General features: G+C 74.4%; 20 protein-coding genes. 8 read left to right on the plus strand and 12 right to left on the minus strand.

Annotated features, from left to right (window positions below):
- Positions 1-211 precede the first annotated feature (211 nt).
- The gene (locus IE106_RS24650; protein WP_189537388.1) at positions 212-640 is read right to left on the minus strand and encodes a Rieske (2Fe-2S) protein; all 429 of its coding nucleotides are present in this window, start codon (positions 638-640) and stop codon (positions 212-214) included.
- Between the two features lie 262 nt (positions 641-902).
- Positions 903-3,818, minus strand: a complete 2,916-nt coding sequence (gene uvrA, locus IE106_RS24655) for an excinuclease ABC subunit UvrA (protein ID WP_189537389.1) — start codon at positions 3,816-3,818, stop codon at positions 903-905.
- 195 nt (positions 3,819-4,013) lie between these two features.
- Between uvrA and IE106_RS24660 the strand changes: the two genes are divergently transcribed.
- The 3 genes from IE106_RS24660 to IE106_RS24670 all read left to right on the plus strand — a co-directional run bounded on the left by IE106_RS24660 (position 4,014) and on the right by IE106_RS24670 (position 6,874).
- Entirely contained in the window at positions 4,014-4,703 is a 690-nt protein-coding gene (locus tag IE106_RS24660; RefSeq protein ID WP_189537390.1) for a maleylpyruvate isomerase family mycothiol-dependent enzyme, read from the plus strand.
- Positions 4,704-4,712: 9 nt separating this feature from the next.
- Complete coding sequence (locus IE106_RS24665) at positions 4,713-5,369, plus strand: MBL fold metallo-hydrolase (protein ID WP_189537391.1); 657 nt, start codon at positions 4,713-4,715, stop codon at positions 5,367-5,369.
- A 212-nt stretch (positions 5,370-5,581) separates the two neighbouring features.
- Complete coding sequence (locus IE106_RS24670) at positions 5,582-6,874, plus strand: MFS transporter (RefSeq protein WP_189537392.1); 1,293 nt, start codon at positions 5,582-5,584, stop codon at positions 6,872-6,874.
- Positions 6,875-6,974: 100 nt separating this feature from the next.
- On the opposite strand, the gene IE106_RS24675 is transcribed toward IE106_RS24670, so the two are convergent.
- From IE106_RS24675 to IE106_RS24695, 5 genes are all read right to left on the minus strand, one after another.
- The gene (locus IE106_RS24675) at positions 6,975-7,955 is read right to left on the minus strand and encodes a TerC family protein (RefSeq protein ID WP_189537393.1); all 981 of its coding nucleotides are present in this window, start codon (positions 7,953-7,955) and stop codon (positions 6,975-6,977) included.
- A gap of 283 nt (positions 7,956-8,238) precedes the next feature.
- Positions 8,239-10,089 carry a TerD family protein gene (locus IE106_RS24680; RefSeq protein WP_189537394.1) on the minus strand — a complete coding sequence of 617 codons (1,851 nt, stop codon included), beginning with the start codon at positions 10,087-10,089 and terminating at the stop codon, positions 8,239-8,241.
- 123 nt (positions 10,090-10,212) lie between these two features.
- Positions 10,213-10,791 (minus strand): TerD family protein, encoded by a 579-nt coding sequence (locus tag IE106_RS24685; protein WP_189537395.1) that lies wholly within the window; start codon positions 10,789-10,791, stop codon positions 10,213-10,215.
- A 199-nt stretch (positions 10,792-10,990) separates the two neighbouring features.
- On the minus strand, positions 10,991-13,138 hold the full coding sequence (gene uvrB, locus IE106_RS24690) for an excinuclease ABC subunit UvrB (RefSeq protein WP_189537396.1): 2,148 nt from the start codon (positions 13,136-13,138) through the stop codon (positions 10,991-10,993).
- 93 nt (positions 13,139-13,231) lie between these two features.
- A complete protein-coding gene (locus IE106_RS24695; RefSeq protein WP_189537397.1) occupies positions 13,232-14,167 on the minus strand; it encodes an MHYT domain-containing protein in 936 nt (311 codons plus the stop codon).
- A 153-nt stretch (positions 14,168-14,320) separates the two neighbouring features.
- On the opposite strand from IE106_RS24695, the gene IE106_RS24700 reads away from it, so the two are divergent.
- Complete coding sequence (locus IE106_RS24700) at positions 14,321-14,875, plus strand: methylated-DNA--[protein]-cysteine S-methyltransferase (RefSeq protein WP_189537398.1); 555 nt, start codon at positions 14,321-14,323, stop codon at positions 14,873-14,875.
- Positions 14,876-14,907: 32 nt separating this feature from the next.
- On the opposite strand, the gene IE106_RS24705 is transcribed toward IE106_RS24700, so the two are convergent.
- A complete protein-coding gene (locus IE106_RS24705) occupies positions 14,908-15,699 on the minus strand; it encodes a class I SAM-dependent methyltransferase (RefSeq protein WP_189537399.1) in 792 nt (263 codons plus the stop codon).
- 74 nt (positions 15,700-15,773) lie between these two features.
- On the opposite strand from IE106_RS24705, the gene IE106_RS24710 reads away from it, so the two are divergent.
- Both IE106_RS24710 and IE106_RS24715 read left to right on the plus strand, forming a co-directional pair.
- On the plus strand, positions 15,774-16,742 hold the full coding sequence (locus tag IE106_RS24710) for a pseudouridine-5'-phosphate glycosidase (RefSeq protein ID WP_189537400.1): 969 nt from the start codon (positions 15,774-15,776) through the stop codon (positions 16,740-16,742).
- Positions 16,739-17,629 carry a carbohydrate kinase family protein gene (locus IE106_RS24715; protein WP_189537401.1) on the plus strand — a complete coding sequence of 297 codons (891 nt, stop codon included), beginning with the start codon at positions 16,739-16,741 and terminating at the stop codon, positions 17,627-17,629. The genes IE106_RS24710 and IE106_RS24715 overlap by 4 nt, the downstream gene beginning before the upstream one ends.
- A gap of 82 nt (positions 17,630-17,711) precedes the next feature.
- Here IE106_RS24715 and IE106_RS24720 read toward each other — a convergent pair whose 3' ends face one another.
- Both IE106_RS24720 and IE106_RS24725 read right to left on the minus strand, forming a co-directional pair.
- A complete protein-coding gene (locus IE106_RS24720) occupies positions 17,712-18,344 on the minus strand; it encodes a nucleoside/nucleotide kinase family protein (RefSeq protein ID WP_189537402.1) in 633 nt (210 codons plus the stop codon).
- A gap of 50 nt (positions 18,345-18,394) precedes the next feature.
- Positions 18,395-19,063, minus strand: coding sequence for a winged helix-turn-helix transcriptional regulator (locus tag IE106_RS24725; RefSeq protein WP_189537403.1), 669 nt, complete (start codon positions 19,061-19,063; stop codon positions 18,395-18,397).
- An 84-nt stretch (positions 19,064-19,147) separates the two neighbouring features.
- Between IE106_RS24725 and IE106_RS24730 the strand changes: the two genes are divergently transcribed.
- Both IE106_RS24730 and IE106_RS24735 read left to right on the plus strand, forming a co-directional pair.
- Positions 19,148-20,359 (plus strand): pyridoxal phosphate-dependent aminotransferase, encoded by a 1,212-nt coding sequence (locus IE106_RS24730; RefSeq protein ID WP_189537404.1) that lies wholly within the window; start codon positions 19,148-19,150, stop codon positions 20,357-20,359.
- A 75-nt stretch (positions 20,360-20,434) separates the two neighbouring features.
- Positions 20,435-21,094, plus strand: a complete 660-nt coding sequence (locus IE106_RS24735; protein WP_189537405.1) for a DUF2293 domain-containing protein — start codon at positions 20,435-20,437, stop codon at positions 21,092-21,094.
- Positions 21,095-21,113: 19 nt separating this feature from the next.
- Here the strand turns inward: IE106_RS24735 and IE106_RS24740 are convergent, their stop codons facing one another.
- Together IE106_RS24740 and IE106_RS24745 are read right to left on the minus strand one after the other, a co-directional pair.
- Positions 21,114-21,794, minus strand: a complete 681-nt coding sequence (locus IE106_RS24740) for a chaplin family protein (protein WP_229840740.1) — start codon at positions 21,792-21,794, stop codon at positions 21,114-21,116.
- Between the two features lie 199 nt (positions 21,795-21,993).
- On the minus strand, positions 21,994-22,440 hold the full coding sequence (locus tag IE106_RS24745; RefSeq protein ID WP_189537407.1) for a hypothetical protein: 447 nt from the start codon (positions 22,438-22,440) through the stop codon (positions 21,994-21,996).
- Positions 22,441-22,480: the final 40 nt, after the last annotated feature.

A 22,480-nucleotide genomic window follows, 5' to 3' on the forward strand; every position in this document is an offset into this window, starting at 1 on the left:
CCGTCTGCCTGCCGACGCCTGGCACGCCCTCCCCCGAGCTCTCGGCTGCGCTCGAGCAGGGGGGACCCCCAGCCGCGTCGTCGTCGGTCGCCGATGCTCCGCAGTGGCTCCCTCCTCCGCCTTGCGATCGCACGCACCAGACGCCGCCCGGCCCGCCCTGCGGGCGAACGACGCCCCTTCGAAGACACTCCCCAGGAGCCCGGCGGGACGGTCAGGACTGGGGGCCCGCGATGAGCCTGCCGTCCCTGACGACGACGGGCACCTCGGGCAGCGGGACGGTCGCGGGGCCCTTGAGGACCCTGCCGGTGGTGACGTCGAAGCGGCTGCGGTGGCAGGGGCAGTTGCCCTCGTTCTCCTCGATCCGGTCGAGGACGCAGCCCGCGTGGGTGCACTGGGCGCTGAACGCCTTGTACTCGCCCGGGGCGGGGCGGTGCACGAGCAGGCGCTGCTCGCGGTAGAGCCGGGCGCCGCCGACGGGCACCTCGGTGGCCGCGCCGAGGTCGACGGGTGCGGTGGGGGTGGGCGTCCGGGCGTGGCCCAGCTTGGATTCGGTGGAGCAGGCGGCGGCGCCGAGCCCGGCGGTGCCGGCGAGGGCGGCGCCTTTCAGCACGGTGCGGCGGGTGGCGGGCTGGCCGGGCATGGGGCGCTCCAGGGCGTGCGGGGGTGAGGGGTGCGTCGGCGCGACGGGTACGGACCCGACGATACCGACGCAGACCACCGCCCCCGGGCCCGGGTCCCGCCCCGTGCCCGGGGGCGGGCGGACCAGGGGCCGGACCAGGGCGGACGGACCGGGGCCGGGGCGCACGGGCGCCCTCGCGACCGGGCCCGCCGCTCGGAGGCGGCGGGCCCGGTCGTGGGGTGTCCGGGGTCCGGCCCCGGTGGGTGGCGGGGCCGGGGTGCGCTCAGCGGGTGGACGAGGCGGCCCGGCGCGCGGGGCGCTTGGTCTTCGCCTTCACCGGTGTGGCGTCGCTGATCCGGCTCGGGTCCAGGATGTCGCGGAGGAACTTGCCGGTGTGGCTCGTGGTCACGCCCGCGACCGCCTCCGGCGTGCCCTCGGCGACGACCAGGCCGCCGCCGCTGCCGCCCTCGGGGCCCATGTCGACCAGCCAGTCCGCCGTCTTGATCACGTCGAGGTTGTGCTCGATGACGATCACCGTGTTGCCCTTGTCGACCAGGTCCGACAGCACCTTGATCAGCTTGGCGATGTCCTCGAAGTGCAGACCGGTCGTCGGCTCGTCGAGGACGTAGACCGTACGGCCCGTGGAGCGCTTCTGGAGCTCGCTGGCGAGCTTGACGCGCTGCGCCTCGCCGCCCGACAGGGTCGGCGCGGACTGGCCGAGCCGCACGTACCCCAGACCGACCTCGTTGAGGGTCCTGAGGTGGCGGGAGATCGTGGGGACGGCCTCGAAGAAGTCCAGGGCCTCCTCGATGGGCATGTCCAGCACCTCGGCGATGGACTTGCCCTTGTAGTGGACCTCCAGGGTCTCCCGGTTGTAGCGCGCGCCGTGGCAGACCTCGCACGGCACGTACACGTCGGGGAGGAAGTTCATCTCGATCTTGATGGTGCCGTCGCCGGAGCAGTTCTCGCAGCGGCCGCCCTTGACGTTGAAGGAGAACCGGCCCGGCATGTAGCCGCGGACCTTGGCCTCCGTCGTCTCGGCGAACAGCTTGCGGACGTGGTCGAAGACTCCGGTGTACGTGGCCGGGTTGGACCGCGGGGTGCGGCCGATCGGCGACTGGTCGACGTGGACGACCTTGTCGACGAGGTCGTCGCCGTCCACCCGCGTGTGCCGCCCGGGCACGGACCTGGCGCCGTTCAGCTCGCGCGCCAGGTGGGTGTACAGGATGTCGTTGACCAGCGTCGACTTGCCGGAGCCGGAGACCCCGGTGACGGCCGTGAGCACGCCGAGCGGGAACGACACGTCGATGTCGCGGAGGTTGTTCTCGCGGGCGCCGTGGACGGTCAGCTGCCGGGCGGTGTCGACGGGGCGGCGGACGTCCGGGACGGGGATGGACTTCCTGCCGGACAGGTACTGCCCGGTCGTCGACTCCTCGTTGTCGAGCAGCTGCTTCAACGGCCCGGAGTGGACGACCTTCCCGCCGTGCTCGCCGGCGCCGGGGCCGATGTCGACGATCCAGTCGGCGACCTTGATGGTGTCCTCGTCGTGCTCGACGACGATGAGGGTGTTGCCCATGTCGCGGAGCCGGACGAGGGTCTCGATCAGGCGGTGGTTGTCGCGCTGGTGGAGGCCGATGGACGGCTCGTCGAGCACGTACAGCACGCCCACCAGGCCGGAGCCGATCTGGGTGGCGAGCCGGATGCGCTGGGCCTCGCCGCCGGAGAGCGTGCCGGCCGCGCGGTTGAGCGAGAGGTAGTCCAGGCCGACGTCGACCAGGAACCTCAGCCGCTCGTTGACCTCCTTCAGCACCCGCTCGGCGATCTTCTTGTCGCGGGCGCTGAGGGTGAGCCGGCCGAGGAAGTCAGCGCACTCGCTGATGGACATGGCGGAGACGTCCGCGATGGACTTCTCCATGATCGTCACGGCGAGGACGATCGGCTTCAGGCGCGTGCCCTCGCAGGTGGGGCAGGGCACCTCGCGCATGTAGCCCTCGAAGCGCTCGCGGCTGGAGTCGCTCTCGGCCTCGCTGTGGCGGCGCTTGACGAAGGGGAGGACGCCCTCGAAGGCGGTGGTGTAGGCCCGCTCCCTGCCGTACCGGTTGCGGTAGCGCACCTCGACCTGGGTCTTGTGGCCGTGCAGCAGGGCCTTCCTCGCGCGCAGGGGCAGCCCGGCCCACGGGATGTCGGTGCGGAAGCCGAGCGCCTGGGCGAGCCCGTCGATCAGGCGGCCGAAGTACTCCTTGGTGTGGCCGTGCGACCAGGGGTGGATGGCCCCCTCGTCGAGGGAGCGGTCCTCGTCGGGGACGACGAGCTCCGGGTCGACCTCCATGCGCGTGCCGATGCCGGTGCAGTCGGGGCAGGCGCCGAAGGGCGAGTTGAAGGAGAAGGAGCGGGGCTCCAGCTCCTCGAAGGACAGGTCGTCGTACGGGCAGTACAGGTGCTCGGAGTACATCCGCTCGCGCTCGGGGTCGTCCTCGGGGAGGTCGACGAAGTCGAGCACGACCATGCCGCCGGAGAGGCCGAGCGCGGTCTCCACGGAGTCGGTGAGCCGCCGCTTGGCGCTCTCCTTGACCGTGAGGCGGTCGACGACCACCTCGATCGTGTGCTTCTCCTGCTTCTTCAGCTTCGGCGGGTCGGTCAGCGGGACCGTCTGCCCGTCCACCCGGGCGCGGCTGAAGCCCTTGGTCTGGAGGTCGGCGAAGAGGTCGGCGAACTCGCCCTTGCGCTCGCGCACCAGCGGCGACAGGACCTGGAAGCGGCTGCCCTCGGGCAGCTCCAGCACCTTGTCGACGATCGCCTGCGGCGACTGGCGGGAGATCGGCCGGCGGCACTCGGGGCAGTGCGGCTTGCCGATGCGCGCGAAGAGGAGCCGGAGGTAGTCGTAGACCTCCGTGATCGTTCCGACCGTGGAGCGCGGGTTGCGCGAGGTGGACTTCTGGTCGATGGAGACCGCCGGGGAGAGCCCCTCGATGAAGTCGACGTCCGGCTTGTCCATCTGGCCGAGGAACTGCCGGGCGTACGACGAGAGGGACTCGACGTAGCGGCGCTGCCCCTCGGCGAAGATCGTGTCGAACGCGAGGGACGACTTGCCCGACCCCGAGAGCCCGGTGAAGACGATGAGCGAGTCGCGTGGCAGGTCGAGCGAGACGTTCTTCAGATTGTGCTCGCGCGCGCCACGGACGATGAGACGGTCGGCCACGCCGGGTCCGCACCTTTCTTGAGAGAAGCGGGGGGTACAGCCCCCGTCCCAGACGGCCCCACACTAGGGGGCCACCAGATGGATGACTGCCTGACTTCCAAGAATGCCTCCATCGAGCGTATAGCACGCGCATTCGATTTCGGTCCACGCTCCACCGCCTTCACCCGAACGAGTGGCGGCGCTACTGTCAGCACCATGATCGACCACGCACATGACCTGGCCTCCGTGCACGAGGCGACCGAACGGCTGCTCTCCGCGGCCTCCGCGCTCGACGACACCACCGTCGCCGAGCCGTCCCGGCTCCCCGGCTGGACCCGCGGCCACCTCCTGGCCCACCTCGCCCGCAACGCGGACGCCCTGGTGAACGTCCTGCACGGTCGGCCCATGTACACCAGCGCCGAGGACCGCGACGCCGACATCGAGCGCGACGCCCGGCGCCCGCTCGCCGCCCACCTCGACGACCTGCGGGCCTGCGCCGACCGCTTCCGGGCGGAGGGCGACGCGCCGGCGGACTGGAGCCGCACCGTGGAGCTCCGCAACGGGGTGACCGACCAGGCCGCCCGCGTCCCCTTCCGCCGGCTCATCGAGGTCGAGCTCCACCACGTCGACCTGGGCGTCGGCTACGAGCTGGAGGACCTTCCGGAGGAGTTCACCCAGCGGGAGATCGACTTCCTGACGGAGCGGTTCGCCGGCCACAGGGACGTCCCCGCCACCACGGTCGTCGCCGACGACGGCCGGACGTGGACGACGGGCGGCGGCGCGGCCGGCGGCCCGGTCGCCGTCCGGGGCACCGCGGCCGACCTGCTCGGCTGGCTCGCGGGCCGCCGCGACGGCTCCGCGCTGGACGTCTCGAACGGCCCCCTCCCGGCGCTGCCCCCGCTATAGGCTGGCCCCATGACGTACAGCGGAGCGGTGAAGGTCGGCGGACCCGCGGACGTGCACGAGCTGGCGGACCTGATCATCTCGAAGGTCGCCGTCGGGCCGATGGACAACAACGCGTACCTGCTGCGCTGCCGGACCACCGGCGAGCAGCTGCTGATCGACGCGGCGAACGAGCCGCGGACCCTGCTCCGGCTGATCGGTGACGACGGCATCACGGCCGTCGTCACCACCCACCGCCACCACGACCACTGGTACGCGCTGGGCGAGGTGGTGGCGGCCACCGGGGCCCGCACGTACGCGGGACGGTACGACGCCGAGGGCATCGACGTGCCGACGGACGTCCTCGTCGAGGACGGCGACACGATCCGGGTGGGCCGGGTGGAGCTGACGGCGCGCCACATGACCGGGCACACGCCCGGCTCGATCACGCTGGTCTACGACGACCCGCACGGCCACCCGCACGCCTTCACCGGCGACTGCCTGTTCCCCGGCGGCGTCGGGAACACCCACAAGGACCCGGAGGCGTTCGCGCGCCTGCTCCACGACGTGGAGACCAAGCTGTTCGACGCCCTGCCGGACGAGACGTGGGTCTACCCGGGCCACGGCCGGGACACGACGCTGGGCGACGAGCGCCCGCAGATCCCGGAGTGGCGCGCGCGGGGCTGGTGACGCCCCCGGCCACGCCTCCCGTGCGTCCGTGCGCCCCGTGACCGGGGCGCTCCCCGGACGGTTGGCGCGGCATGCGCCACCCTCACACGCCCCCGTCCCCCTCCGCGGAGCCGCCCCGGCGGCCACCGGAGCAGTCGCCGGAGCGGTCCTCCGACCGGCCTTCCGACCGGCCCTCGGATCAGGTCCCGGGGCGGTCCCCGGGCGGGCCGTCCATGCGGCGGCTGGCGGCGGCCTCCCTCGCCGGGACGGCCGTCGAGTTCTACGACTTCTACGTCTACGGGACCGCCGCCGCGCTGGTCCTGGGCCCCCTGTTCTTCCCGACGTTCTCCCCGCTGGCGGGGACGCTCGCCGCTTTCGGGACCTTCGCCGTGGGCTTCGTCTCGCGCCCCCTGGGAGCGGTGCTCTTCGGCCACGTCGGCGACCGGCGCGGGCGGCGGCCGGTGCTCTTCGCGTCGCTGGCGCTGACCGGCGCGGCGACGGTCGCGGTGGGCTGCGTCCCGTCGTACGCGGTGATCGGCCCGGCGGCCCCGGTGCTGCTGCTGGTGCTGCGGTTCCTCCAGGGGCTGGGCCTGGGCGGTGAGTGGGGCGGGGCGGTCCTGCTGGCCGGGGAGCACGCCCCGAAGCGGCGGCGGGCGCTGTGGGCGAGTTTCCCGCAGGTCGGCCCGTCGGTGGGGTTCCTGCTGGCGAACGGGGTGATGCTGGCGCTCTCGGCGGGGCTGAGCGACGCGGCGTTCCGGGCGTGGGGGTGGCGGGTGCCGTTCTGGGCGGCGGGCCTGCTCGCGCTGGGCGGGCTGCTGCTGCGGTCGTCCCTGGCGGAGACGCCCCAGTTCCGGGAGCTGGCACGGACGGGGCGGCGGGCGGGCGCCCCGCTCGTGGAGGTGGTGCGCGGGCACTGGCGGCTGCTCCTGCTCACGGCGGGGGCCCTGGCGGTGGGGTACGCGGTGTTCTACGCGGTGTCCACCTGGGCCCTGGCGTACGGCACGGAGCGGCTCGGCGTGAGCCGTACGGTCATGCTGGGGTGCGTGATGGCGGCGGTGGCCGTGAAGGGCGCGGTGACGCCGTTCGCGGCGATGCTGGGCGACCGGTACGGGCGGCGGCCGATGTGTCTGGCGGGGTGCGCGGCGTCCGCGCTGTGGATGTTCCCGATGGTGGGGCTGCTGCACACGGGGCGACCGATGCTGATGTTCCTGGCGATCCTGGTGGCGCTGCTGGCGTTCGTCACGATGTTCGCGGTCGTCGGCGCGTACCTGCCGGAGCTGTACGAGCCGCGGGTGCGGTGCACGGGGGCGGCGGTGGGCTACAACCTGGCGGGGGTGCTCGGCGGGGCGCTGACGCCGGTGGTGGCGACGGCCGCCGCGGACGGCTCCGGGCCGCCGTGGGGCGTGGCGGCCTATCTGGCGGGGATCGCGGTCGTGAGCCTGGGCTGCTTCGCGCTGCTCCCGGAGACCGCGCCGGCGGCGGTCCCGGCCCGGAGCGGCCGGGCGGGGGAGCCGGCGGCCGCGTGATCGGCGGGGCCGGCTCCCCCGTCCGGCTCCCCCGCCCGGGACACGGCACCGGCCGGGTCGTCGAACGACCCGGCCGGAGCCCTCTTCGTGCCCCGCGGCATCAGACCTTCGTGGACTCGGTCTCCTTCTCGCCGGCGGCGGACTGCCGGCGGGAGGCGATGAGGCTGGTGACGGTGGTGATGACCAGGACGCCGCAGATGACGGCCAGCGAGAACGGGATGGAGATCTCGGGGACGTGCACCCCCGACTCGTGCAGGGCGTGCAGCACCAGCTTCACACCGATGAAGCCGAGGATGACGGACAGGCCGTAGCTGAGGTGGACCAGCTTCTTGAGCAGGCCGCCGATGAGGAAGTACAGCTGCCGCAGGCCCATCAGCGCGAAGGCGTTCGCGGTGAAGACGATGTAGGGGTCCTGGGTCAGACCGAAGATCGCGGGGATCGAGTCCAGCGCGAACAGCACGTCCGTGGTGCCGATGGCGAGCATGACCACCATCAGCGGGGTCAGCACCCGCTTGCCGTTGACCTGGAGGAACAGCTTCGTGCCGTGGTAGCGGTCGGCCACGCCGAAGCGCTGCTCGATCGACTTGAGGAGGCGGTTCTCCTCGTACTCCTCGTCGGGCTCGTCGGACGAGGCCTCCTTGATCAACTTCCAGGCGGTGTAGATCAGGAACGCGCCGAAGATGTAGAAGACCCACGAGAAGCTGGCGATGATCGCGGCACCCGCGGCGATGAAGATGGCCCGCAGGACGAGCGCGATGAGCACACCGACGAGCAGCACCCGCTGCTGGAGGTGGGAGGGCACGGCGAACTTCGCCATGATCAGGACGAAGACGAAGAGGTTGTCGACGCTCAACGACTTCTCGGTGATGAAGCCGGCGAAGAACTCCCCGGACGCCTTGCTGTCGCCGAAGAAGAACAGACCCAGGCCGAACAGGACGGCGAGGACGATCCAGACGACCGTCCAGGTACCGGCTTCCTTGATCGACACGTCATGGGGCTTGCGCCCGATGAGGAAATCGACCGCGATCAGGGCGATGAGACCGAGAACGGTCACCACCCACAGAGTCATCGAAACGTCCACTGCGCCTCCGGCTTCGTACGGCTACTGATCAGCGTCGTCGCTGCCGGAGGTCTCTTCCACCCGGGCACCGCCCGTGGCCCGGGCGGCGCGGGGGCCGGCGCCCCGGGACCAGGTCTCCGTCCGACCGGTCCGTACTGACGGGCACGCCGCTGTGTGGGAGTACTCCCCTCCGCGTAAAGAAACCGTACATGAAACACCAAGGACAGGTAAAGCCCTTGGCAAAGAAAGCGCCAAAAGCCCTGATCGGAGGCGCTTTACGAAGTGGGGGAAGGGGCTCGGGCGGTCAGCGGCGCCAGGTGCGGCGGGCCTCCGCGACGCTCGCGAGGACCTGCTGCAGCACCTGGCTGTCCTGCGGTATCCGCGGCGGCTCGTACGTCCAGGCGTGACCCACCCACGGGTCGGCCAGGTGGTCGTCCGGCACCGGGGTGACCCGCAGCAGCGAGCGCCACAGCGGGTCCAGCACCGGCCCGTACGCGGCGGCGTCCTCGCGGTCGGCGACCATCATCAGGTGCACGCCCACGGCCGGGCCCTCGTCGGCGAGGTACCGCAGCTGGGTGACGGCCCGGTCGTCGAAGCCGTGCGGGAAGTCGTGGACGACGAGCAGCTGCCCGGCCGTGTCCAGGTCCGGCGGGAGCACCTCCGTGCCGGCGCCCCCGCGCACCGCCATCTGCACCAGGTCCACGCGCCGGGTGAGCTGCGCCAGGACCGTCGCCACTCCCCCGGGCCCCGCCGCCGGGGGCCCGGCCAGCACGCCCGAGGCGGTGAGCGGGGCGAACGCGGCGGCGCCCGAGCCGGCCGGGTCGATCACGTGGACGGTGAAGTCGCCCGGCGGGTGGACGGCGAGGAGGCGGGCGGTGTGGGCGACGGCCGTGTCGAGGGCGAGCCGGCGCAGCCGGGCCTCGTCCATGAGCAGGGCCTGCTCCGAGCCGCGGCGGCCGCTGTCCACCCACAGGCCGCGCTCCAGGGGCAGCCTGACCAGCATCGGGATGCGCAGCTCGGGCCGCTCCCGGAGGTGGAGGTCGCCCAGGCGCAGCGCCATCGGGGCCTCCGTGGGGGCGCGGTAGGCGTGCCACACCGGGTGGTCCCAGCGGGCGAAGGCCGGCGGGAGCGCGGGCTCGACGACGTCGGACTCGGCGGTGAGCTGGGCGAGGTCGCGGTCGAGGGCCTCGCGGGCCCGGTCGGTGAGCTCCCGGCACCTGGCGCGGGCCTCGGCGCGGGCCGCGTCGCCCGCGGTGCCGATGCGGCTGCGCGGGTCGGACAGGACGCCCTCCAGCTCCCGCTCCATCCGGGACTCGGCGAAGTCGACGGCGCTGCGGTAGGCGGCGGTCGTACGGGCCAGGTCCTCGAACATGCCCCAGACCTGGTTGTAGAGGCGCTCCTCCATGGACCAGCCGGCGGCGTCCCCGGCGACCGGGGTGGCGGGGGTGCCGGGCGGCGCGGGCGGGGCCGACGGGGGCGGCGGCGGAGGCGTGGCGGTCCGGCGACGGGGGTGCGTGTAGTCGACGGGGCCGCCGGACGGGGCGGGCGCGCCGACCGGGGGCGGCGGGGCCGTGGGGGCCGGGGCGGACGGGGCCGTGGGGGCCGGGGCGGGCGCCACGGCGTCCTGGACGGCCGCGGCGAGTCCGGCCGCGCCGGGCACGCCCTGGTCCCGGAACAGCGCGGCGAGACCGCCCGCGTACCCCTGGCCGACGGCGCGGACCTTCCAGGCGCCCTGCCGGCGGTACAGCTCCAGGGCGACGACGGCGGACTCGGTGTCCAGGCCGGTGAGGGTGTACGTGGCGACCGCGGCGCCGCCGGGCACGGCCACCGCGACGAAGGGCGCGGCGAGGGCGCCGAAGCGGCCGGGCCCGCCCGGGTCCGCGGGCAGGGCCAGCAGGACGGCCACGCGGTGCACGTCGGCGGCCACGGCCCCGAGGTCCACGGCGAGCCGGTGCTCGGCGGCCGCCTGCCGGGACACCTCGACGCCGGGCAGGGACGGCGCGCCGGGGTGGACGACCCGCCCGGCTCCGGCGACGGCCCCGGCGGCGTCGAAGAGGGTGGCCGCCACCGCCACCGGCGCACCGGACGACACCCGGATCTCGAGTCGGGTGTCGGGCAGCGGGTGGTTCTGCCCCCGGACCAGCTCGGCCGTCATCGCCTGTCGTCCCCTCGGTGGTTGCGGCTGGGTGGTGCGCGTCGCGGAACGCGTCGGTGGCGCACGCGTGGCAGCCCCCGGCGGTCGGACCTCCGGGAGCTGCGGTGCGTACGCCGGTTGCGGCTACAGGTGCGGCAGGATCGCCGGCATCAGGTCCTGGAACGTCCGGCCGTTGGCGGAGGCGCCGATGGCCGTCATGGTCCAGCCGCCGCCGGTGCGGTGCACCTTCGCCATGATCTGCGCGGTGTACTGGCCGCCGCCGTCCAGGGTGTAGCGGGCGAGCTCCTGGCCGTTCGTCTCGTCGACGAGGCGGCAGAAAGCGTTCTGCACCTCCTGGAACGTCTGGCCGGTGAACGAGTTCACGGTGAAGACGATCTGGTCGATGTGGACCGGGACCCGCTGGAGGTCCACGAGGACCGCCTCGTCGTCGCCGCCCTGGCCCGCGCCGCCCACCAGGTTGTCGCCGGTGTGGCGGACCGAGCCGTCGTCACTCACCAGGTGGCGGAAGAAGACGACGTCGACGGGCTGCTTGCCGGCGAACAGCACCGCCGACGCGTCGAGGTCGATCTCCCGGGTGCGCGAGCCGAACAGACCGCGGCGCGGTGCCGCCTGCCAGCCGAGCCCCATCCGCACCGCGGACAGAGTCCCCCCGTCGCTCTTCTGCAGGCTGATGGCCTGGCCCTTGGTCAAGTTGATCGACACGCGCTGTCCCCTCTCTTAGCGTTCCCCGCGGCCGCCCTGTGGTGGGGTGCGGTTGCGAGCACCCTATGCGGGGACGTGACACCGGCACGGCGGCAGGTCCCCCTTTGTATCGGTGTTGCAACACAGCGGGCGCGGCGCTCCGGGCCGCGCCCGCGGCGGCGCGCCCCGGCGGTGGGCCGGGACGCGCCGGGGCACCCCGTCAGGCGATGCCCGCCTCCTTCATCTGGCGCAGTTCCTTCTTCAGTTCGCCCACCTCGTCGCGCAGCCGGGCGGCGACCTCGAACTGGAGGTCCGCGGCGGCGGCCCGCATCCGCTCGGTCATCTCCTCGATGATCCCGGCCAGTTCGGCGGCGGGGCGGTCGCTGGTCACGGCGCCCGTACGCGCCGCCCTGCCGGCCCTGCCGCCGTCCTTGGCGGCCTTCGCCGCCGTCCCCAGGGAGGGGACGGGGGCCTTGGCGCCCTTGCCGTCCTTCGACTGGCGGTAGCCGGTGCCGAGCAGCTGCTCCGTGTCGACCTCCTCGCGCGCGATCGTGGCGACGATGTCGTTGATCTTCTTGCGGAGGGGCTGCGGGTCGATGCCGTGGGCCTCGTTGTACGCGATCTGCTTCTCGCGGCGGCGGTTGGTCTCGTCGATGGCCTGCGCCATCGCGGGCGTGATCGTGTCCGCGTACATGTGGACCTGGCCCGAGACGTTGCGCGCGGCGCGGCCGATGGTCTGGATGAGGGACGTGCCGGAGCGCAGGAAGCCCTGCTTGTCGGCGTCGAGGATGGCGACGAGGGACACCTCGGGCAGGTCGAGGCCCTCCCGGAGGAGGTTGATGCCGACCAGGACGTCGTACTCGCCGGCGCGCAGCTCGCGCAGCAGCTCGATCCGGCGCAGGGTGTCCACGTCGCTGTGCAGGTAGCGGACCTGGATGCCCAGCTCCAGGAAGTAGTCCGTGAGGTCCTCGGCCATCTTCTTGGTGAGCGTGGTGACCAGGACCCGCTCGTCGCGCTCGGTGCGGAGGCGGATCTCGTGGACCAGGTCGTCGATCTGGCCCTCGGTGGACTTGACGACGACCTCCGGGTCGACGAGGCCCGTGGGGCGGATGATCTGCTCGACGAACCCGTCGGAGCGGGACAGCTCGTACGCCCCCGGCGTCGCCGACAGGTAGACGGTCTGGCCGATGCGCTCCTGGAACTCCTCCCACTTCAGGGGCCGGTTGTCCAGCGCGGACGGCAGCCGGAAGCCGTGGTCGACGAGGGTCCGCTTGCGGGAGGCGTCGCCCTCGTACATGGCGCCGATCTGCGGCACGGTCACGTGGGACTCGTCGATGACCAGCAGGAAGTCCTCGGGGAAGTAGTCGAGGAGGGTGTTGGGCGGGGAGCCCGGCTCGCGCTGGTCGAAGTGCATCGAGTAGTTCTCGATGCCGGAGCAGGAGCCGATCTGGCGCATCATCTCGATGTCGTACGTGGTGCGCATGCGCAGCCGCTGGGCCTCCAGCAGCTTGCCCTGCTTCTCCAGCTCGGCGAGGCGCTGCTCCAGCTCGCGCTCGATGCCGTTGACCGCGCGCTCCATGCGTTCCGGGCCGGCCACGTAGTGGCTGGCGGGGAAGACGTACAGCTGCCGGTCGTCGCTGATGACCTCGCCGGTGAGCGGGTGGAGCGTGGAGAGGGCCTCGATCTCGTCGCCGAACATCTCGATGCGCACGGCGAGCTCCTCGTAGACCGGGAAGATCTCGATCGTGTCGCCGCGGACGCGGAAGGTGCCGCGGGTGAAGGCGAGGTCGTTGCGCGTGTACTGGATGTCGACGAAGCGGCGCAGCAGCTGGTCCCGGTCGATCTCGTCGCCGACCTTGAGGGAGACCATCCGGTCGACGTACTCCTGCGGCGTGCCCAGGCCGTAGATGCAGGAGACGGAGGCGACGACGATCACGTCCCGCCGGGTGAGCAGGGAGTTCGTCGCGGAGTGGCGCAGGCGCTCCACCTCCTCGTTGATCGAGGAGTCCTTCTCGATGTACGTGTCCGACTGCGGGACGTACGCCTCGGGCTGGTAGTAGTCGTAGTACGACACGAAGTACTCGACGGCGTTGTTCGGCAGCAGCTCGCGGAACTCGTTCGCCAGCTGTGCGGCCAGCGTCTTGTTCGGCGCCATGACGAGCGTGGGCCGCTGGAGCCGCTCGATCATCCAGGCCGTGGTAGCCGACTTGCCGGTGCCGGTCGCACCGAGCAGGACGACATCCTTCTCACCTGCGCGGACGCGTCGTTCGAGGTCGGCGATGGCCGTGGGCTGGTCACCGCTGGGCTGGTACGGGCTGACGACCTCGAAGGGCGCCACCGAGCGTTCGATCTGGGTTACGGGCCGCATGAGTCCACCGTACGACCCCGCACTGACAGCCGGGCGCCGGTCGCCCCGCCGGCCGGCCCCGCGGCGGCGGGCCGGTGGGGGCGCGGTCAGCGGTCAGTGGTCGGCGTCGCGGTCGCGGTGGCGCGGGGCGGGGATGCCGGGGAGGTGCGCGCGCGGGTCGGCGGGGTGCCGTCCGGGCGGGTCGCCGCCGACCAGGGCCGGGTCGAACAGCACGACGACACCCGCGAGGAGCAGGAAGGCGGCCGGTCCGACGAGAAGCGGGGCGAGCGACGCCGACGCCGTACCGCCCCCGGCGGTCACGGCCGCGTCGAGCGCGCCGTCCACGGCGTCGGCGGCTCCCGCGCCCACGGCCTCGGCGGCGCCGGCCGCGTCCACCGCTCCGACCGGGCCCGTCGGGTGGGCGGGGACGTGCGCCGTGGCGGCGCCGTGGAGGTGGACGCTGGCGGCGGCCATGCCCGTGTAGTGCATGCCGGTCACCGCGAGGCCCAGGACGAGGCTCGCGCCGACGCTCGCCGCGAACCCGCGGACGCTGACGGCGGCCCACAGCGCCGTGGTGGCCGCCACCACGGCGATCGCCACGGAGAGGGCGACGACGGGGGTGTCGTACTCGATGCGGCCGGGCAGGCGCATGCCGGCCATGCCCAGGTAGTGCATGGTGGCGATGCCGAGGCCGGTGACGGTGCCGCCGGTGACCAGGGCCATCGCGGTGCGGCCGCGCAGCGCCACGACGAAGATGCCGACGCCGACCATGAGGATCGCGACGGCGAGACTGGCGAGGGTGATCGGACGGTCGTAGACGATGGGCACCCCCTCGATGCGGAAGCCCGCCATCGCGATGAAATGCATGGTCCATATGCCGGCGCCGATGGACGTGGCGCCGAGGACGAGCCAGCCGGGGCGGGGGGCACCGGGGGTGCGCAGGGACCTGGTCGTGCAGCGCAGGCCGAGCGCGCCGCCCAGGCAGGCCATGAGGTAGGCCGCCACGGGCGTGACCAGCCCGTGGCCGAATCCGTCGACGGTGCCCTGCATGCCCGTGCCCCCCTCACCGCTCGGCGCTCCACCGTGAACCTGACCGTGGAGGGTAGTGCACCCGCCGGGCGCCCGCTCGGCCGGGCGGCAAACCCGGCCGGGCGGTGGGGCGGGCCCGGCGGCGTTGTCGGTGGCGGCGCGTACCGTGGCGGCATGGACAGCAGTGCGCGGGGCGGGAGGCGGACCGTGGAGTGGGCGGTCGTCGGCAGCGGCATCGGGCCGCTGCTGCTGGCGGCCACCGCCGACGGGCTGGCCGGTGTCTTCTTCCACGCGGGCGAGGAGGTCCGGCGCGAGGCGCCGGCCCGGCTCGCGGCGCGGCTCGGAGCGGAGCCGGAGGAGACCGCGACGGGGCGCCTCGCCGAGCCGATACGGGCGCTGGAGGCCTACTTCGCGGGCCGCCTCCGGGAGTTCCGGCTGCCCCTGGACTGGTCGCTGACCGGCGGATTCAACCGGCAGGTGCTGCGCGAGCTGGCGTCCGGGGTGCCGTACGGGACGCTCGTCGGGTACGGGGAGCTGGCCGCCCGGGTCGGGCAGCCCCGGGCGGCGCAGGCCGTGGGCGCGGCGATGGGCGCCAACCCGCTGCCGGTCGTCGTCCCCTGCCACCGCGTGGTCGAGGCGGGCGGCGGCCTCGGCGGGTTCGGCGGCGGGCTGGAGACCAAGCGGCGGCTCCTGGTGCTGGAGGGGGTGCTCCCGGAGCCGCTGTTCTGACGGCCGCCGCCCGGGCCGTTGGGCGGGCGGGGTCAGGCGCGGGCGGTCATCATCGGCTGGAAGAAGCCGGTGCTGTCCGGGGCGTGCCAGTCGGTGGAGCGGAATCCGGCCTCGGCGGCCAGGTCGGCCAGCTGCCGCCGGGTGAGCGCCCAGTAGGTGGCGCGGCGCACGGTGGTCGTCCAGCGGTCCGGGGCGGGGGCGGCGCCCTCGTCGGAGTCGGGGCGCAGCCGGAACAGCTCCAGGTCGTAGCGCTCGCCGTCGTCGTGCCAGTGCCACAGCTGGAAGCTGACGGCGCGCCCCCGCGGGCCGGTGCGGACGGAGGGCGGTGTGGCGAGGGGGCGTTCGCGGCGCAGCTCGTCGTACGGGCGGGTGGTGACGATCAGCAGTCCGCCCGGCCGCAGCACGCGGCGCATCCCGGCGAGTGCGGTGCGCACGTCGTCGGCGGTCAGCAGGTGCGGCAGCGAGTTGTCGGCGCACACGACCACGTCGAAGGCGTCGTCCCGCAGCGGCAGGGCGCGCATGTCGGCGGCCCCGACGGCGAGGGGCAGCCCCCGCGCGGCGGCCTCGCGGGCGGCGCGGGCGGCGGCGACGGGGCTGAGGTCCGTGCCGGTGACCCGGTGGCCCCGGGCGGCGAGGCCCAGGGCCTGGGTGCCGATGCCGCACGCGCAGTCCAGCACGTCGTACGTGCCGGGGCCCAGCGTCCGCGTGACGCGGTCGTCCAGGGCCGTGCCCTGCCGGGCGACGCTCACGTCCCAGTCCGCGTAGAGCAGGTCGTAGTCGGCTGCCAGGTCGTCGTAGAAGTACCGGGCCGTGGGGGTGCGCATGGGAGCAGCGTACGGGCCGCGGGCGGCGGGGCCGGAGAGGTTTGGGGGCGCGGCCGGCGCGCCAGGGATGGGACATGTCGCAGACCGCAGTGGTGCTGTCGGAAGAGGTGCGGGAGGCGCTGGCCGCGCGCCGCCCCGTGGTCGCCCTGGAGTCGACGATCATCGCGCACGGGCTGCCGCGCCCGCGCAACCTGGCCGTCGCCCGGGAGCTGGAGGCGCTCGTACGGGCCGGGGGCGCCGTCCCGGCCACGATCGCCGTGCTGGACGGGACGCCCCGGATCGGGCTGGAGGACGGCCGGTTGGAGCGGGTCGCGACGGACGGCGCGGTGCGCAAACTGGGCCACCGGGACTTGGCGCTCGCGGTGGCGACGGGCGCGAGCGGGGCGACGACGGTGTCGGCGACGGCGTTCCTGGCGGCGCGGGCGGGCCTGCGGGTCTTCGCGACGGGCGGGCTCGGCGGAGTGCACCGGGAGTGGGTGCGCACCCAGGACGAGTCGGCGGACCTGCGGCTGTTGGCCCGGACGCGGATGACGGTGGTCTGCGCGGGCGTGAAGTCGATCCTCGACGTGCCGGCGACGCTCCAGCGGCTGGAGGCGCTCGGCGTGGGCGTGGCCGGGTACGGTACGGACCGCTTCCCCGGTTTCTACCTCGCGTCGTCGGGCGAGCCGGTCGACTGGACGGTGGGGTCGCCGGAGGAGGTGGCGGCGGTGATGCGGGCGCAGGACGCGCTCGGCGGGCCCGAGGCGGCGCTGGTCGTCGCCAACCCGGTGCCGAGGGACGAGCAGCTGGACCCCCGGCTGCACGACCGGGTGCTGGCGGAGGGCCTGGCGGAGTGCCGGGAGCGGGGCGTCACCGGCCAGGTGGTGACGCCGTTCCTCCTGGAGTACCTGGTGCGGCACACGGACGGGGCGTCGCTGGAGGCGAACCTGGCGGCGGTGCGGGGCAACGTGCGGCTGGCGGCGCGCATCGCGTCGGCGTGGGCGGCCGGGGCGGGGGACGCGGCCGGGACGGAGGGGGCCACCGGGGCGGCGGAGGTGCGGTGAACGGCCTGCTGCTGGTGGGGGACGTGGTCACCGACGTGGTGGCCCGGCACGTCGAGCCCCTCTCCCCCGGCACCGACACCGCCGCCCGGATCCGGGTCCTGCCGGGCGGGGCGGCGGCGAACGCGGCGTGCTGGGCGGCCCGTTCCGGCTGCCCCGACGTACGGCTGCTGGGGCGGGTCGGGGTGGCCGAGGCGGCCTGGCACGAGGCCGCGCTGCGCCGGGCCGGGGTGCGCCCGCTGCTCGTCCGGGACGCGGAGGCGCCGACCGGGACGGTGGTGGTGCTGGTCGACGGGCGGGCCGGCGGGGAGCGGACGTTCCTCACGGACGGCGGCGCGGCGCTGCGGCTCGCGCCCGCCGACTGGTCGCCGCGGCTGCTGGACGGGGTGGCCCATCTGCACCTGTCGGGCTACCTGTTCTTCTCCGCGACGAGCCGGGACACCGCGGCGCTCGCCACGGCGGCGGCGCGGGAGCGGGGCGTCCGGGTGAGCGTGGACCCGGCGTCCACCGGGTTCGTCGGCGGGCTGGGCGTGGACCGGTTCCTCGCGGCCGTGGCCGGCGCGGACGTGCTGTTCCCGAACGCCGGCGAGGCGGCGCTGCTGACGGGCCTGTCCGCTCCGGAGGCGGCGGCCGCCGCGCTGAGCCGCCGCCACCGGCTGGTCGCGGTCACCCTGGGGCCACAGGGCGCGCTGGTGGCGGAGGCCGGCGAGGTGGTCGCGCGGGTGCCGTCGCCGCAGGTGCGGCCGGTCGACACCACGGGCGCGGGCGACGCCTTCACGGGCGGCTTCCTGGCGGCCCGGCTGGCCGGCGCGACGGCGGCGGAGGCCGCGGCGGCGGGGTGCCGGGCGGGCGCGGAGGCGGTGGCGGTGGCGGGCGGCCGCCCGGCGTAGCGGCGGGGCGGGGCCCATCCGGCGGGGGCGGCAGCCGTACGGCGGGACGGCGGCGCGGCCGGCGAGGCGGCGGCGCGGCCGGTCACGGCAGGCCGGTCCAGGCCGGGTGGCGCGGGTCGTCGGCGCGTACGACCACGTCGGCGGCGTCCACCGGGGCGACCTCCTCCTCGTACCGCTCGAAGGCCGGCAGCGTCCAGCGCTCGGGCGTGCGGCGGGCCAGCGCGGCCCGCGACAGCCGCAGGTGCACGGTCAGGTCGAAGGGGAACCAGTGCCCGAGCAGGAACGGCCCGTGCAGCAGCAGCACGCCGCCGGGCGCCAGCTCCCGGTAGGGGCTGCGCGTGGCGCGGTCGGTGGCCGGGTCCCACAGGTCGGGCAGGACGCGGCCGCTGCCGCCCGGTTCCAGCGGCCCGAACACCTCCCGCCACAGCGCGCCGGTGTCGAACCAGCCGCCGTAGTACGCGTCGGGGTCCTGCCTGCCGTACTCGAACCGCAGCGACGCCGGGCGCAGGAAGCCCGACGTCCCGACCCCGATCACGTCCCGCCCGCGCAGCCGCAGCTCCCGCGCCATCCCCTCCACCAGGTCGCCGGGCCGGGCGGCGGGGGCGCCGTCGACGGCGACCTTCAGCCAGCGGCCTCCGTCGGCGGGGCGCAGGCCGTCCAGGTGCCCGGCGAGCGCGTCGGTGAGCCGTTCCCAGGTGATCGGTTCCAGTCGCACGCCCCCATCCTGCCAAGGAGGACCGGCGTCGCGGACGGCGGACGGGGCGGTCAGAGCGGGCCGGGCCCGCCGCGGAGCGCGGCGGCCAGCGGGCCCTCCCCCGCCACCTCGACGCGCCCGGCCCGCACGCCCGCCGCCAGCGACAGTTCGCCGCCGCCCAGCGCCGCGCAGGTCGCGGCGTCCATGCGCAGCCGCGCGTCCGGCGCCTCGGCGGGCCCGTCCCCGTAGGCGGCCCCGCCGTCGCCGTCGAGGCGGACGTGGAACACGCCCTCGTCCAGGCGGACCTCCACCGTCCCCGACCCGCCGGCCGACTCCAGCGCGTCGAGCAGCGGAACGGCGAACCAGTGCGCCCGCACGGCGTCGGTGGGGCGGGGACCCTCCAGGGCGGGGGCGCCCCAGCGGGCGAGGGCGCGCAGCACGGGCAGCAGTCCGCGGCCGCGGTCGGTGAGCTCGTACACGTACGCGGGCGAGGGGGGCGGCAGGCGGCGGCGGGTGGCGAGGCCGTCGCGCTCCATGTCCCTCAGGCGCGTGGCGAGCATGTCGGTGCTGACGCCGGGCAGGTCGGCGTGGAGGTCGGTGTAGCGGCGGGGGCCGGCGAGGAGTTCGCGGACGATCAACAGGGTCCAGCGGTCGCCGACGGCGTCGAGGGCGCGGGCGGCGGCGCAGTACTGGTCGTAGCTGCGGCGGCGCTCGGCGGGACGCGTGCTCGGACGTGGCATGCGACGCAGTCTAGACGTCTTGTTGGACTTTCCAAGCTCCCACTTGGTAAAACCAAGCAACACCCTTTCCGTGGAGGTCGCCGTATGGAGTTCCGGCAGTCGAGCAAGCTGAGCGAGGTCTGCTACGAGATCCGCGGCCCGGTGATCGAGCACGCCAACGCCCTGGAGGAGGCGGGCCACAGCGTCCTGCGCCTCAACACCGGCAACCCGGCCCTGTTCGGGTTCGAGGCGCCGGAGGAGATCCTCCAGGACATGATCCGGATGCTGCCGCAGGCGCACGGCTACACCGACTCGCGCGGCATCCTCTCCGCCCGCCGCGCCGTCGCCCAGCGCTACCAGGCCATGGGGCTCACCGGGGTCGGCGTCGACGACGTCTTCCTCGGCAACGGCGTCTCCGAGCTGGTCTCCATGGCGGTCCAGGCGCTGGTCGAGGACGGCAACGAGGTCCTCGTCCCGGCGCCCGACTTCCCGCTCTGGACGGCGGCCACCACCCTCGCCGGCGGGCGGGCCGTGCACTACCTGTGCGACGAGTCCTCCGACTGGTACCCGGACCTCGACGACATGGCCGCGAAGATCACCGACCGCACCCGGGCCGTGGTCGTCATCAACCCCAACAACCCCACGGGCGCGGTCTACCCGCGCGAGGTCGTCGAGGGCATCCTCGACCTGGCCCGCCGCCACGGGCTGATGGTCTTCGCCGACGAGATCTACGACCGGATCGTCTACGACGACGCCGTCCACCACCCGGCCGGCGCCCTCGCCCCCGACCTGGTCGTCCTCACCTTCGGCGGGCTGTTCAAGACGTACCGCGTGGCCGGCTTCCGCTCCGGCTGGCTGGTCGTCAGCGGCCCCCGGCAGCACGCCCGCGACTACCTGGAGGGGCTGACGATGCTCGCCTCCATGCGGCTGTGCCCCAACGCCCCGGCGCAGTACGCGATCCAGGCGGCGCTCGGCGGACGCCAGTCCATCGAGGAGCTGACCGCGCCCGGCGGCAGGCTGTACGAGCAGCGCGACCGGGCGTGGGAGAAGCTGAACGAGATCCCGGGCGTGTCCTGCGTGAAGCCGCGCGGCGCCCTGTACGCGTTCCCGCGCCTGGACCCGAAGGTGCATCCGATCCACGACGACGAGAAGTTCGTCCTGGACCTGCTGCTGCGGGAGAAGATCCAGGTCGTGCAGGGCACCGGGTTCAACTGGCCGCGCCCGGACCACTTCCGCATCCTCACGCTGCCGCACGCCGACGACCTCGACGCGGCGATCAGCCGGATCGGACGGTTCCTCAGCGGCTACCGGCAGTAGGCCGGGCGGTTTCGGGGCGGGCGCGGCACGGGGAGAACCCCACCGACGTACGGGTGACGGGGGTGGTGAGCCGCGGTGCCGCGAGACCCGGTCGTGGTCGTCGAGCCGCTCCGGCCGCGCGCCCGCTGCGCGGAGTGCCGCCGGGGCCCGCTGCGGCGGATGGTGGCGGAGCCCTCCGCGCCTTTGTGCCTGGACTGCGCCGGCCTGGGGCACCTGGTCTACCTGCCGCGCGGCGACGCGGCGCTCACCCGGCGCGCCCGGGAGGCGAGCGGCCTGTGGGCCGTGGTCGTCCGGCACGACCGGCGCCGCACCCGGTACGAGCGCCGGGGCGTCCTCGTCGAGGAGGCGGCCCTGGCCCGGGCGGAGGCGGCGTGCCTGGCCGACGCCGGGGCGCGGGCCCGCCGCCGGGCCAGGGACGCGGAGCGCCGCGCGGCCGAGGACGTGCGGTTCACGGCCGCGCTGGAGGCGGAGATACGGCGCCTGTTCCCGGGGTGCCCGGCCGGCCGGGCCGCCGAGATCGCCGCGCACGCCTCGGTGCGCGGCAGCGGACGCGTGGGCCGTACGGCGGCCGGGCGGACCCTGGACGAGGGCGCGGTCACGGCGGCGGTACGGGCGTCGGTGCGGCACCGTGACACCCCGTACGACACGCTGTTGACGCGCGGGGTGCCGCGCCGCCAGGCACGCGTCCGGGTGGCGCCGGCCATCGAGGCCGTGCTGGCGTCCTGGCGGCGGTGACGGGCGCCCGGGGGTCCGGTCAGGCGCGCGCGGCCGACGAGCGGGAGCGGCGGTAGAGCAGCGTCCCGGCGAGGACCAGGCCGGCGGCGGGCAGCCCCATGCCGACGAGGTTGCCGGCGCCCGTGGCGGCGAGGGACGGGGCGTCCGCCGGTGCGGGCGCCTCCTCGACGGGCATCGGCGCGGCCGGCTCCTCGCCCTCGGGCGGCGCGACCGGCTTCGCCGGCTTCGCGGGCTCGGCGGGCTTCGCGGGCTTCGGCGGCGTGACGGCCTCCTCCGGCGGCTTGCCGCCGCTGTCGTGGCCCGAGGCCGGGTCGCCGATGATGACGATGCTGACCGCGTCGCCGGAGATCTTCGCCGGGGAGTCGACGGGGAGCTTGATGCCGTCACCGGGGAACGCGCCGGACGAGTCGATCACCCCGGCGATGGCGGTCGCGCCGCCGTCGCCCCCTCCGCCGGCGCGGGGGGTGCCGGACTTGTGCGAACCGCGCGCCTCGTCCTCGTCGGCACAGGTGTTGCCGGCCGCGGGGTTGAGCAGCCCCTCGGCGTTCACCGTGTCACCGCAGACGCTGACCGGGCTGTCCATCGGCAACTGCGTCTCGTCGCCGGCCACCAGACCGGCTGAGTCGAACGCCGCGGCGAACGCGTCGGCGTCGGCGTGCGCCGAGCCGGCGGCCAGCGCGAACGCGCCGCCTGTGGCCATCAGAGCGACCAGACCACTTCGGCGAATGTGCCTCATGGCTTCCTGCCTTCCGGAGATGTTCACGGGCACTCGCCCGCACTCCGGTTAACGCGCCAGTCCCGGACGGGTTATGACACATCCCTCAATCACCCCATCGAGGGAGGTTTCAATCGTTCCCTCACATCATCCGCTCCTTGGACAGTCCTTCCGGGCGGTCGCGTCATCCGGCCCGGGGGCCACCGAGGTCGACGCCGTCGACCCGGCCGATCGTGCCGATCTGGATCAGCGTGCCGTTCTGCGTCACCCCGCTCACCGTGTTGTGGATCCGGACGGCCTGCCGGGGCTCGGCCGACGGCCCCTCCAGCTCGTCGAGCAGCGCGCGCAGTTCGGTCGCGGCCGCCGGGTCGTTGCGCAGGGCGCGGCGCATGCGGCCCCTCCACTCGGCGAGCGCCTCGGTCCTGGTCTCCTCGTCACCGGACCGCTCGGCCTCGACCAATTCGGCCCTGGCCTCCTCCAGCTCCCCGTCGATCACCGCCACGTCGCGGCCCGAGCGGCGGGCGAAGAACACGGCGACCCGTCCCCGGGCCTGCTCCCACGCCTCCCCGACCATCTGCTGCACGAGGGCCGCCGCCCCCGCCGACGCCAGCGCCACCAACTCCGCTTCCACAGTGCCCCCTTGGGGTCGATCGAGACAGGACAGCAGCGTA

It is taken from the genome of Streptomyces roseolilacinus, from assembly GCF_014649335.1.
Taxonomy (GTDB): Bacteria; Actinomycetota; Actinomycetes; order Streptomycetales; family Streptomycetaceae; genus Streptomyces; species Streptomyces roseolilacinus.

What these genes read in the sequence shown, in the direction of transcription:
- IE106_RS24710 (WP_189537400.1), top strand. Translation starts at nt 15,774, where the DNA reads ATGTCGCAGACCGCAGTGGTGCTGTCGGAAGAGGTGCGGGAGGCGCTG.
- IE106_RS24660 (WP_189537390.1), top strand. Translation starts at nt 4,014, where the DNA reads ATGATCGACCACGCACATGACCTGGCCTCCGTGCACGAGGCGACCGAA.
- IE106_RS24705 (WP_189537399.1), bottom strand. Translation starts at nt 15,699, where the DNA reads ATGCGCACCCCCACGGCCCGGTACTTCTACGACGACCTGGCAGCCGAC.
- IE106_RS24700 (WP_189537398.1), top strand. Translation starts at nt 14,321, where the DNA reads ATGGACAGCAGTGCGCGGGGCGGGAGGCGGACCGTGGAGTGGGCGGTC.
- IE106_RS24665 (WP_189537391.1), top strand. Translation starts at nt 4,713, where the DNA reads ATGACGTACAGCGGAGCGGTGAAGGTCGGCGGACCCGCGGACGTGCAC.
- IE106_RS24680 (WP_189537394.1), bottom strand. Translation starts at nt 10,089, where the DNA reads ATGACGGCCGAGCTGGTCCGGGGGCAGAACCACCCGCTGCCCGACACC.
- uvrB (WP_189537396.1), bottom strand. Translation starts at nt 13,138, where the DNA reads ATGCGGCCCGTAACCCAGATCGAACGCTCGGTGGCGCCCTTCGAGGTC.
- IE106_RS24725 (WP_189537403.1), bottom strand. Translation starts at nt 19,063, where the DNA reads ATGCCACGTCCGAGCACGCGTCCCGCCGAGCGCCGCCGCAGCTACGAC.
- IE106_RS24650 (WP_189537388.1), bottom strand. Translation starts at nt 640, where the DNA reads ATGCCCGGCCAGCCCGCCACCCGCCGCACCGTGCTGAAAGGCGCCGCC.
- IE106_RS24695 (WP_189537397.1), bottom strand. Translation starts at nt 14,167, where the DNA reads ATGCAGGGCACCGTCGACGGATTCGGCCACGGGCTGGTCACGCCCGTG.
- IE106_RS24740 (WP_229840740.1), bottom strand. Translation starts at nt 21,794, where the DNA reads ATGGCCACAGGCGGCGCGTTCGCGCTGGCCGCCGGCTCGGCGCACGCC.
- IE106_RS24670 (WP_189537392.1), top strand. Translation starts at nt 5,582, where the DNA reads ATGCGGCGGCTGGCGGCGGCCTCCCTCGCCGGGACGGCCGTCGAGTTC.
- IE106_RS24730 (WP_189537404.1), top strand. Translation starts at nt 19,148, where the DNA reads ATGGAGTTCCGGCAGTCGAGCAAGCTGAGCGAGGTCTGCTACGAGATC.